The sequence below is a fragment of the Spirillospora sp. NPDC046719 genome (genome assembly GCF_040645715.1).
Taxonomy (GTDB): Bacteria; Actinomycetota; Actinomycetes; order Streptosporangiales; family Streptosporangiaceae; genus Spirillospora.
Genome location: NZ_JBEYYT010000338.1, coordinates 1 through 10,705 on the forward strand (window position 1 = coordinate 1; position 10,705 = coordinate 10,705).

A 10,705-nucleotide genomic window follows, 5' to 3' on the forward strand; every position below is an offset into this window, starting at 1 on the left:
GGGGGTGGGGAGGTCGCCCCGCTGGGTTTGGGCGTGGTGTGCGTTGTGTGGGTAGGGGATGCGATTGTGTCGGCGGCCGGCGCTGGGGGCCCCGCGGCGGCGCCCGGCGGCCCCGCGCACACCCCTGCGCCCGACGCGGCGCCCGACACGGCGCCCGCCCCCGTGACGGAGTCCTCCGGGGCGACCGCCGCCCCGGGCGACGCCCACGACACCGTCGAGGCCGCCGTGCGGGCCCAGCTCAGCAAGGCGCTCGGCGGCGTCCGCGGCATGATCGAGGCCGCCGTCCCCACCATCGGCTTCACCGCGACCTACGTCGCCGCCAAGGACATCAAGCTCGCCGTCGGCGTCGGGATCGGCGCGGCCGTGGTGCTGCTCGCGCTCCGCGTCGCGCAGCGCACCAGCGTCCAGTTCGTGCTGAACAGCCTCGTCGGCATCGCGATCGCGGCGTTCTTCGCGCTGCGCTCCGGCAAGGCCGAGGACGCGTTCCTGCCCGGCATCATGCTGAACGCCGGCTACGCCGCCGCGATGATCTTCTCGATCGTGGTGCGGTGGCCGATCGTCGGGTTCATCATCGGCTCCGTCACCGGCGACCCGACCGCCTGGCGGTCCGACCCCGGCATCGTGCGGCTGTGCTCCCGGCTGACCTGGCTGCTGGTGCTGCCGTGCGCGCTGCGGGTCGCCGTCCAGTACCCGATCTACCTCGCCGCCGGCGACCAGAGCGGGCTGCTCGGCCCCGCGAAGATCATCATGGGCTGGCCGCTGCAGGTCGCCGCGCTCGCCACGATGGTGTGGCTGCTCGCCCGCGGCCGCACCCCGCTCCCCGCCGGCGAGGACGCCGACGAGCCCGAGCGCGCCTGAACCACCGGCCCCGCGCCTGAACCACCGGCCCCCGCACCGCCCGCCACGGCCCGCCGCCGACCGCAGCGCGGGGACGGGCCGGACGGCCCGCCCCCTCCGCTCCTGGCGGCCTACCGGCCCCCGAGCAGCTCCGCGAGCTCGTCCTCCACGTCCTGGCTGGCGACGAACATCAGCTCGTCGCCTGGTTCGAGGGTGTCGTCCGGCGTCGGCACGAGCACCCGGCCCTCGCGCAGGATCGCCACCAGCGCCGTGTCGCGCGGCCAGCTCACCGACCCGACCCGCTCGCCGCCGAGCGGCGCGTTGTCGGGCAGCGTCAGCTCCACCAGGTTCGCCTCGCCCTGCCGGAACGTCATCAGCCGGACCAGGTCGCCGACGCTGACGGCCTCCTCGACCAGTGCCGACAGCAGCCGCGGCGTGGACACCGCGACGTCCACCCCCCACGACTCGTTGAACAGCCACTCGTTGTTCGGGTGGTTGATCCGCGCCACCACCCGCGGCACCCCGTACTCGGTCTTGGCGAGCAGCGACACCACCAGGTTGACCTTGTCGTCGCCGGACGAGGCGACCACCACCTGGCAGCGCTCCAGCGCCGCGTCGTCCAGCGCGGAGATCTCGCACGCGTCGGCCAGCAGCCACTCCGCGCGCGGCACCATCTCGACCTTGATGGCCTTCGGGCTCTTGTCGATCAGGAGCACCTCGTGGCCGTTCTCCAGCAGCTCCTGGGCGATGGAGCGGCCCACCGCGCCGGCCCCGGCGATCGCGACCCGCATCAGGCGCCCTCCTCGTTCCGCGCCGCGACGGCGGCGTTGATCCGCTCGACCTCGTCGGCGCGCGCGATGATGTGCACGATGTCGCCGTCCTGGATCACCGTGTTCCGCTCCGGGACGAGCGCCTCGCCCATCCGGGACAGGAACGCCACCCGGCAGTCCGCGTGCTCCTCCAGCGCCCCGACCTTCTCGCCGACCCACAGGTGCCCGGAGTCCAGCTCCGCGAGCAGCACCGCGCCGGTCGGGTCCCGCCACAGCGGCTCGGCGCCCTCGGGCAGCAGCCGGCGCAGGATCTGGTCGGCCGTCCAGCGGACCGTCGCCACCGTGGGGATGCCGAGCCGCTGGTACACCTCGGCGCGCCGGGGGTCGTAGATCCGGGCCACCACGTTGTCGACGCCGAACGTCTCGCGGGCCACCCGCGCGGAGATGATGTTGGAGTTGTCGCCGCTGCTGACGGCCACGAACGCGTCCGCGTTCTCGATGCCCGCCTCGACGATCACGTCGCGGTCGAACCCGAACCCGGTGATGCGCCGGCCCTTGAAGCCGCTGCGCAGCCGGCGGAACGCCTCCGGGCTCTGGTCGATGATGGCCACGGTATGGCCCTTGTCCTCGAGGATGTGGGCGAGCGTCGACCCGACCCGCCCGCAGCCCATGATCACGATATGCACGGCCGTTCCTTCTTCCGTCCAGGGGGACGTCCCCCCTGTACCCCCCGCGCCGTGCACGGCATCCGCCGCCGGTCCGCCGACGCCGTGCTGCACCCGAGGATCGCTTTCCTGAATGATCCCTGCCGGGCTGCAAAACTACACATCCGCCCAGGCGAGCACTACCCGGTGGCCCAGAAGGCGGGGCCGGGGAAGCGCGTTCGGCGGACGGGCTAGGCTCTCCTTCCGTGTCAAAGGTTCCGGACCTTGCGAAGCGGCTCATCTTGGGCCGCGCTCTCAGCAGCGCCCAGCAGCACGAACAGCTGCTGAAGAAGAGGGTCGCGCTGCCGATCTTCGCCAGCGACGCCCTGTCCTCCGTGGCGTACGCCCCCCAGGAGATCCTGCTCGCGCTCGCCGCCGCGGGTCTCGTTACCTACCACTACACCCCCTGGGTCGCCGCCGCCGTCGTGGTGATCCTGCTCACCGTCGTCGCGTCGTACCGCCAGAACGTCCGGGCCTACCAGAGCGGGGGCGGCGACTTCGAGGTCGCCACCACCAACCTCGGCGGGAACTGGGGCGTCGTCGTCGCCAGCGCCCTGCTCGTCGACTACGTCATGACCGTCGCGGTCTCGGTGTCGTCCGGCGTGGAGAACCTCGGCGCGCTGCTGAAGTTCATGCAGCCGCACGAGGTGGCCGTCGCCATCGGCATCGTCGTGCTGCTCACGATCGGGAACCTGCGCGGCCTCAAGGAGGCCGGGGTCGCCTTCGCGATCCCGACCTACCTGTTCATGTTCTCCATCGTCGCCATGCTGGTGTGGGGCCTCGGCCGGCTGGTGACGGGCGCGCACCTGGACGCGGAGACCGCGCACTACCAGATCCACGGGGACGAGACGGGCGTCGCCGGGTTCGCGCTGGTGTTCCTGCTGCTCAGAGCCTTCTCCTCCGGCTGTGCCGCGCTGACCGGCGTCGAGGCGATCAGCAACGGCGTGCCCGCGTTCCGCAAGCCCAAGGGCGAGAACGCCGCCAAGACGCTGCTGGCGCTCGGGATCGTCGCGATGACGATGTTCGGCGGGGTGACCGCGTTCGCCTACATCACGCACGCCAAGTTCGCCTCGCCCGACCAGGGCAGCCACCTGATCAACCCCGCCACCGGCCGGGAGGTCACCGACGCCGACCCGGTGATCGCGCAGGTCGCGCACACCGTGTTCAGCAACTTCGAGGTCGGGTTCGGGCTGGTCACCACGATGACCGCGCTGATCCTGTTCCTCGCCGCGAACACCGCGTTCAACGGGTTCCCGGTGCTGGCGTCCGTGCTCGCGCAGAACCGGTACCTGCCCCGCCAGCTGCACACCCGCGGCGACCGCCTGGCCTTCAGCAACGGCATCATCATCCTCGCCACCATGGCGGGGCTGCTGATCTACGCCTACGACGCGTCCGTCAGCCGGCTGATCCCGCTGTACACCGTCGGCGTGTTCGTCTCGTTCACGGTCAGCCAGGTCGGCATGGTCCGGCACTGGAACCGGCTGCTCGCCACCGAGACCGACCAGGCGCAGCGGCGGCGGATGCGCACGTCCCGGGCGATCAACGCCTTCGGCGCCACGCTGACCGGCATCGTCCTGATCGTCGTGCTGCTCACCAAGTTCCTGCTCGGCGCCTACATCGTCTGCATCGCGATGCCGCTGCTGTTCCTGCTGATGCGGGCGATCCGCCGGCACTACGACCGGGTCGCCGAGGAGCTGGTGCCGTCCGGCGAGGACGTGGCGCTGCCCGCCCGCAACCACGCGATCGTCCTCGTCTCCAAGATCCACAAGCCGACGCTGCGCGCGCTGGCGTACGCCCGCGCGACCCGCCCGTCCTCCCTGGAGGCCGTCACGGTCGCGGTGGACGCCGAGGAGTCCAGCCGGCTCCAGGAGGAGTGGGACGCCCTCGACATCCCGGTCCCGCTGAAGATCCTCGACTCCCCGTACCGGGAGATCACCCGGCCCGTCCTCGCCTACGTCAAGAGCGTCCGGCGCCGCAGCCCCCGGGACGTCGTCACCGTCTTCATCCCCGAGTACGTCGTCGGCCACTGGTGGGAGCAGCTGCTGCACAACCAGAGCGCGCTGCGGCTGAAGGGCCGGCTGCTGTTCCAGCCGGGCGTCATGGTCACCAGCGTCGCCTGGCAGCTGCACTCCTCCGACCGGCTGAAGGGCCGGGTGGAGCCGCCGGGGCCGGGCGCGTCCCGGCGTCCGCCGCGGGTCGAAGCGCGCCCGTCCGGCGGTAGTGTTGCGGACCGTGAGTGAAACCGACGGAGTCGGCCCGGGGGGCACGTCCCCCTCGCGAGGCACCGGCTCGGACCCCGATGTCCCCGAGATCCTCGAACTGGAGATCGGCAACGTCGCCAACGGCGGCTTCTGCGTGGCGCGGCACGAGGGGCGCGTGGTGTTCGTCCGGCACGCGCTGCCCGGCGAGCGGGTGCGGGCCCGGGTCACCGACCGCACCAAGAACTTCCTGCGCGCCGACGCCGTGGAGATCATCGAGGCGTCCCCGGACCGGGTCGAGCCGCCCTGCCCGTTCGCCGGGCCCGGCCGCTGCGGCGGCTGCGACTGGCAGCACGCCTCGCTGCCCGCGCAGCGCGCCCTCAAGGCCGCGGTCGTCGAGGAGCAGCTGAGCCGGCTGGCCGGGATCACCCGCACGGTCGTCGTCGAGGAGGTCCCGTACCCGGTCGACGCCGAGGTGATGCCGCAGCCGGGGCTCGGCTGGCGCACCCGCGTGCAGTTCTCCGTCGACGGCGGCGCGGTCGGCCTGCGCCGGCACCGCTCGCACGACATCGAGCCGGTCGACGAGTGCCTGATCGCGCACCCCGGCGTCGAACTGATGGGCATCGAGCGCAAGCGCTGGCCCGGCGCGTCCGGCGTCGAGGGCATCGTGTCCGCCACCACCGGCGACCGGCTCGTGGTGCTCCGCGGCCGGGACCGCCGCAAGATCCGGGTGCCCCGGCTGGACGTCCCGGTCCGGCTGGTGCGCGGCAAGCCCGAGCCGGGATCGAACCAGCCGTACGTCCGCGAGAGCGTCTCTGGGCGGATGTTCCAGGTCAGCGGCAGCGGGTTCTGGCAGGTCCACCCGGGCGCCGCGCAGCTGCTCGCCGACGCCGTCGTGGACGCGCTGGAGCCCAAACCGGGCGACATCGCCCTCGACCTGTACTGCGGCGTCGGGCTGTTCGCCGGCGTCCTCGCCGACCGGATCGGCCGCGACGGCCTCGTCGTCGGCGTCGAGTCCGACGGGCAGGCGGTCCGGGACGCCCGGTTCAACCTCCGCGACCTGGACAACGTCTCGATCGAGCGCGGCCCCGTCGAGGAGATCATCGCCGACCTGGAGTTCGGCCGCGCCTCCGGCGGCTCGCGCACGCAGAACAAGCGCGGCGGCGGCCACCACCGGGGCGAGCGCGTCCGCCGCGCCGACGTCGTCGTCCTCGACCCGCCCCGCACGGGCGCGGGCCGCGACGTCGTCGAGCACATCACCCGGCTCGCCGGCCGCAAGATCGCCTACGTGTCCTGCGACCCCGCCACCCTGGCCCGCGACCTCGGCTACTTCGGCGAGCGCGGCTGGACGCTGGAGACCCTGCGGGCCTTCGACGCGTTCCCGATGACCCAGCACGTGGAGTGCCTCGCGACGCTGGTCAGGGGCTGACCGGCCGCGCCCGGAAAACCGGTTGCGGGCGCTGGTTACCGTGGGCGCATGACCGATCTGGAGATCAGGGACGTCCCCGAGGACGCCCTGGACGGCATGATCGACTTCTCCGGGCTGGTGTTCCATCAGCGCATCCGCGAGCGCGACCTGGAACGCTGGCGCTGGCTGATGCGCCGCGCCGAGCGGATCGGCGCCTGGTCCGGCGACGTCCGGGCGGGGCAGCTCGCCGCGCTGCCGATGCGGCTGGCCGTGCCGGGCGCGACCGTCGACTGCTCCGCGATCACCGCGGTCGGGGTGCTGCCGACGCACCGCCGCCGCGGCGTGCTGTCGGCGATGATCGAGCGGATGCACGCCGACGCGATCGCCGCGGGCCGCCCGGTCGCGGTGCTGTGGGCGTCGGAGGGCGCGATCTACGGCCGCTACGGCTTCGGCCTCGCGGACCGGGCCGCCGAGCTGGAGGTCGACACCTCCCGCCCGCTGGACCTGCGCACCGAGCCCGACCCGCGGCCGCTGCGGCTGGTCGACCCGGGGGAGGCGCCCGCCGTGCTCGGCCCGATCCACGAGGCCGCCCTGTCCCGCCGTCCGGGCGGGCTGGTGCGCGACGGGGAGTGGTGGTCCCGCAACGTCCTGCCGGAGGAGGAGCTGAGCGACGAGCGGCTCACCGAGCCGCGCGTCGTCGTGCACCCCGAGGGCTACGCGATCTACCGGACGGGGCACGGAACCGTCCGGCTGGAGGACCTCGTCGCCGCGGACGCCCGGGTCGAGGCGGCGCTGTGGCGGTACCTCGCCGGGATCGACCTGACCTCGCGGATCAAGGCGCCGAGCCGCCCGGTGGACGACCTGCTGCCGCACATGGCCGCGGACCCCGACCAGGTCAGGGTGACCGGGGAGTACGGCGCGCTGTGGCTGCGGCTCGTCGACGTCCCGGCCGCGCTCCGGGCCCGGTCCTGGGCGTCCGGCGACGCGTTCGTGCTGGACGTCGCGGACGCCCGCATCTCCGCCAACCACGGCCGGTGGCGGCTGACGACCGGGCCCGCGCCCGGCTGCGCGCCCACCGCCGACCCGCCGGACCTGTCACTGGACGTCGCGGACCTCGGCGCCGTCTACCTCGGCGGCGCCAGGCTGAGCACGCTGGTGCGCATCGGCGCGGTCACCGAGCACACGCCGGGCGCCGCCGCGCGCCTGGACGCCGCCCTCGCCGTCCCGCTGGCCCCCTACACCAACGACGACTTCTGAGATCGAGCCGCAGCGTGCCGCTGCCATGAGCGCTCCATGACGACGACACGCCGCGGCTCAACGGGGCGGCGCCGGGCGGATCAGCGCCAGAAGAAGACCTTGGCGCTTCCTCCGGTGGCGACCTTCGCGGCGCCGGAGCCGTGCTGGACGACCTGGAACCGCACCCGGTAGCCGTCGCCCACGGTGTCGGCGCCCAGCGAGTACACGATGTTGGTCTTGTCGCCGGCCGACACGTAGTCCTGCACGGGCCCGCCGGTGACCTTGCTGTCGTCCTTGCTGTCGACCTCGACCGTACGGGCCTGGATCAGCGTGCCCGCGGGCACCCCGGTGACCGTGACGGCGGCGGTCAGCGCGTAGCGGGCGGAGCCCCACAGGATGCTGGGGCCGCCCGCGTCGCTGTGCTGGTGCTCGGAGTCGGCGTAGTCGTGCTGCCAGCTGACGTTGGTCCACTGGCCGGCGGGCAGCTGCTGCTCCTTGGTCGTGCCGACGGACACGTAGCTCGGCATGTCGTCGTTCTCCTCCTTGGGCGAGACGCCGACGCGCCACTGCCCGTAGTCGCTCTTGACGGCGCGGTCGTAGTCGAGGCCGACGCCGTTGATGGTGTGGTCGTTGGAGTACTGCTGGAGCTGGGCGCGCGCGTCCCACCGGCCGCCGGACCAGGCGTAGGTCTGCCACCCGTAGGTGATCTTCCCGGCGTCGAACGCCCGGTTGACCGGCCCGTATCCGGCGTAGAGGCCGACGCGGTCGCGGCCGAGGACGGACGCGGCGCCGTCCAGGTAGGCGTTGATCGCGCTCTGCTGGGAGGACGAGGCGTCCCAGTCGACCGCGAAGTAGATCGGCCGGTCGTCGGGCATGCCGCACGCCTTGGCCTGGCCCGCGGCGGCCTGCGCGTCGGCGGTCCCCGCGGCCTTGCCGTCCAGCGCCCGGTTCGCGGCGGTCTCCCACACCACCACCAGCCAGATGCCCGCCTCCGACAGCTCGTCCGCCTCGGCGCGGGTCAGGTTCTTGCCGGTGGTGTCGTGCGAGAGGTAGCGGCACGCGAACGTCGCCCCGGCGCGTTTCAGCGCGGACGCGCCGGGGCGGCCCCACGCGTAGTCGACGCCGAAGACTGCCATGTCAACTCCATGATTCGGATCCAGGTCATTGCCGATTCAACAGCTTGTGCCCTTTTCGTCGCAGGAGATTCCCGAGGTTGGATCGTCCAGAACGGACCGCTCCGCCCGAAGTGACTCTCCGTCACGACACGCCCACGTTGCGCTAGCGCCTTTACCTCCCGCTCGCTACAACGGACCTGTCCGCTACGTAAACGCAGGCCACGGGGGTTTTCAGGATGACGCGGAAGAGGACGGGGCACGCCGGCGCGCGGGCGCTCGCGGTGCTGGCGGCCGCGCCGCTGCTGGGCGTGGTGCCGCTCGCGGGCGCGGCCGCGCGGGCCGACGGCCCGGGCCCGTCGGGCCACAAGGGGCAGCACGGGCACCAGGGCAAGGGGCACGAGGGCAAGGGGCACGAGGGCGAGCACGGTCACAACGGCAAGGGCAAGGGGCAGGGGCACAAGGGCAAGGGGAAGGGCAAAGGCAAGGGACGGGCCCGCCCGGCGCCGCACCGCAAGCCCGTCAAGCAGCAGAAGAAGGCCAGGTCGGTGCGGCTGCACACCAGCGGTCCCGGCCAGGCCGTGCTCCCCGGCCGCACGTACGACTGGCCGTTCGCGGTGACGGCGAACGCACCGGGGAAGGCGGGCCGCGCGGTGGTCCGCGCGACGCTGCCGAAGTCGCTGGAGTTCGTGTCGGGGCGGCGCGACTGCGCGGTGAGCGGGTGGACGGTCGAGTGCGATCTCGGCGCCGTCCGGCCCGGTGAGACGGTCGCCGGGACGATCCGGGCGAAGGTCGCCCGGCGCGCCCGGCCGGACGAGGCGCTCCGGATCCCCGCGACGGCGACGTGGCGCGGGATGCGCGCCGCCGCGAGCTTCCCGGTGGTGCGCGTCGCCCGGACGGCGGACCTCGTCATGCAGAAGACCGCACCGGCGACCGCGCGGGCCGGCGCGCCGATCTCCTACCAGCTGAAGGTCGGCAACCGGGGCCCGGCCACGGCCGAGAACGTGTTCGTCCACGCGTCGGGGCCGGTGCGGCTGCTCGTCGGGAACGCCGCGTGCGTCCCCGAGCGGCGGGGCTTCGTGTGCGGGGTCGGCTCGCTGCGGCCCGGCGAGACGCGGACGCTGCGCTTCAAGGTGCTGCCGGCCGGGAACGTCCGGGCCGGGAAGGTGCTCCAGTACGGCTCGCAGGTCACGTCGTCGACCATCGATCCGCGCCCTGGCAACAACTCCGCGACCGTGCGCACCAGGATGACGGCGAAGAAGAGCCCGGTGAAGAAGGGCCACGCCGAGCAGGCCGGGGGCAAGAAGCACGCGCCGAAGGGAACGCCGAAGCACGCGCCGAAGCACGCGCCGAAGCACGCGCCGAAGAAGGCGCAGGCGGGCGCGCCGCAGTCCAAGCGGGAGGCCGGGAGGTAGGTCCCGCGGCGCGGGCAGGGGCGCGGACGTACGAGGATGGACCCATGCGTCTACGGATCTTCACCGAGCCCCAGCAGGGGGCGAGCTACGAAACACTGCTGTCGGTCGCCAAGGCGGCGGAGGACCTCGGCTTCGACGCGTTCTTCCGCTCCGACCACTACACCAAGATGGGGGACGTGTCGGGCGAGCCGGGCCCGACCGACTCCTGGGTCACGCTCGGCGCGCTGGCCCGCGAGACGAGCCGGATCCGGCTCGGCACCCTGGTGACGGCCGGGACGTTCCGCTACCCGGGCCCGCTGGCGATCTCCGTCGCGCAGGTCGACCAGATGAGCGGCGGCCGCGTCGACTTCGGGATCGGGACGGGCTGGTTCGAGGAGGAGCACGTCCACTACGGCATCCCGTTCCCCAGCCTGAACGAGCGGTTCGAGCGGCTGGAGGAGCAGATCCGGATCGTCACGGGGCTGTGGGGCACGCCGGACGGGGAGACGTTCTCCTTCGCCGGGAAGCACTACACGCTCAAGGACTCGCCCGCGCTGCCGAAGCCGGCGCAGGCGGGCGGCCCGCCGGTGATCCTCGGCGGTTTCGGGCCGAAGCGGACGCCGCGCCTGGCCGCCGCCTACGCCGACGAGTACAACGTGCCGTTCCACCAGGTCGAGGACACCGGTGGCGCGTTCGACCGGGTCCGGGCCGCGTGCCGGGACACGGGGCGGACCAAGCCGATGGTGTACTCCGCCGCGCAGGTCGTCTGCTGCGGGCGGGACGAGGCGGAGATCGCGCGCCGCGCCGACGCCATCGGCCGCCGGGTCGACGAGCTGCGGGAGAACGGGCTGGCGGGCACCCCGGCCGAGATCGTGGAGAAGATCGGGCGGTTCGGGGAACTCGGTGCCGAGCGGCTCTACCTGCAGGTCCTCGACCTGAGCGACCTGGACCACCTGGAGCTGCTGGCGTCGGAGGTGCTGGCCAAGGTCTGACCGGCGCCGCTCCGGCGCCCGCTCGTCGAGTACCGGACCCGGTGCGCCGGGTCC

Annotated in this window: 9 protein-coding genes; 6 read left to right on the forward strand and 3 right to left on the reverse strand. The window is 73.2% G+C overall.

The window, feature by feature from the left end:
• Positions 1 to 162: 162 nt before the first annotated feature.
• A complete protein-coding gene (locus ABZ914_RS37795; RefSeq protein ID WP_433155296.1) occupies positions 163 to 858 on the forward strand; it encodes a DUF3159 domain-containing protein in 696 nt (231 codons plus the stop codon).
• Between the two features lie 110 nt (positions 859 to 968).
• Here the strand turns inward: ABZ914_RS37795 and ABZ914_RS37800 are convergent, their stop codons facing one another.
• Positions 969 to 1,628 carry a potassium channel family protein gene (locus tag ABZ914_RS37800; RefSeq protein WP_151545913.1) on the reverse strand — a complete coding sequence of 220 codons (660 nt, stop codon included), beginning with the start codon at positions 1,626 to 1,628 and terminating at the stop codon, positions 969 to 971.
• Positions 1,628 to 2,293 (reverse strand): potassium channel family protein, encoded by a 666-nt coding sequence (locus ABZ914_RS37805; protein WP_151545914.1) that lies wholly within the window; start codon positions 2,291 to 2,293, stop codon positions 1,628 to 1,630. Before ABZ914_RS37805 ends, ABZ914_RS37800 begins: the two co-directional genes overlap by 1 nt.
• A gap of 224 nt (positions 2,294 to 2,517) precedes the next feature.
• Here ABZ914_RS37805 and ABZ914_RS37810 point away from each other — a divergent pair, with 224 nt between their 5' ends.
• The 3 genes from ABZ914_RS37810 to ABZ914_RS37820 all read left to right on the forward strand — a co-directional run bounded on the left by ABZ914_RS37810 (position 2,518) and on the right by ABZ914_RS37820 (position 7,174).
• Positions 2,518 to 4,551 carry an APC family permease gene (locus ABZ914_RS37810; RefSeq protein ID WP_387028603.1) on the forward strand — a complete coding sequence of 678 codons (2,034 nt, stop codon included), beginning with the start codon at positions 2,518 to 2,520 and terminating at the stop codon, positions 4,549 to 4,551.
• 70 nt (positions 4,552 to 4,621) lie between these two features.
• On the forward strand, positions 4,622 to 5,938 hold the full coding sequence (locus tag ABZ914_RS37815; protein WP_500199224.1) for a class I SAM-dependent RNA methyltransferase: 1,317 nt from the start codon (positions 4,622 to 4,624) through the stop codon (positions 5,936 to 5,938).
• A 48-nt stretch (positions 5,939 to 5,986) separates the two neighbouring features.
• A complete protein-coding gene (locus ABZ914_RS37820; RefSeq protein WP_500199219.1) occupies positions 5,987 to 7,174 on the forward strand; it encodes a GNAT family N-acetyltransferase in 1,188 nt (395 codons plus the stop codon).
• Between the two features lie 80 nt (positions 7,175 to 7,254).
• On the opposite strand, the gene ABZ914_RS37825 is transcribed toward ABZ914_RS37820, so the two are convergent.
• The gene (locus tag ABZ914_RS37825) at positions 7,255 to 8,289 is read right to left on the reverse strand and encodes a glycoside hydrolase domain-containing protein (RefSeq protein WP_500199220.1); all 1,035 of its coding nucleotides are present in this window, start codon (positions 8,287 to 8,289) and stop codon (positions 7,255 to 7,257) included.
• A 215-nt stretch (positions 8,290 to 8,504) separates the two neighbouring features.
• Between ABZ914_RS37825 and ABZ914_RS37830 the strand changes: the two genes are divergently transcribed.
• The gene (locus ABZ914_RS37830; RefSeq protein ID WP_500199221.1) at positions 8,505 to 9,680 is read left to right on the forward strand and encodes a hypothetical protein; all 1,176 of its coding nucleotides are present in this window, start codon (positions 8,505 to 8,507) and stop codon (positions 9,678 to 9,680) included.
• A 44-nt stretch (positions 9,681 to 9,724) separates the two neighbouring features.
• A complete protein-coding gene (locus tag ABZ914_RS37835) occupies positions 9,725 to 10,651 on the forward strand; it encodes an LLM class F420-dependent oxidoreductase (RefSeq protein ID WP_500199223.1) in 927 nt (308 codons plus the stop codon).
• The last annotated feature ends 54 nt before the right edge of the window (positions 10,652 to 10,705 follow it).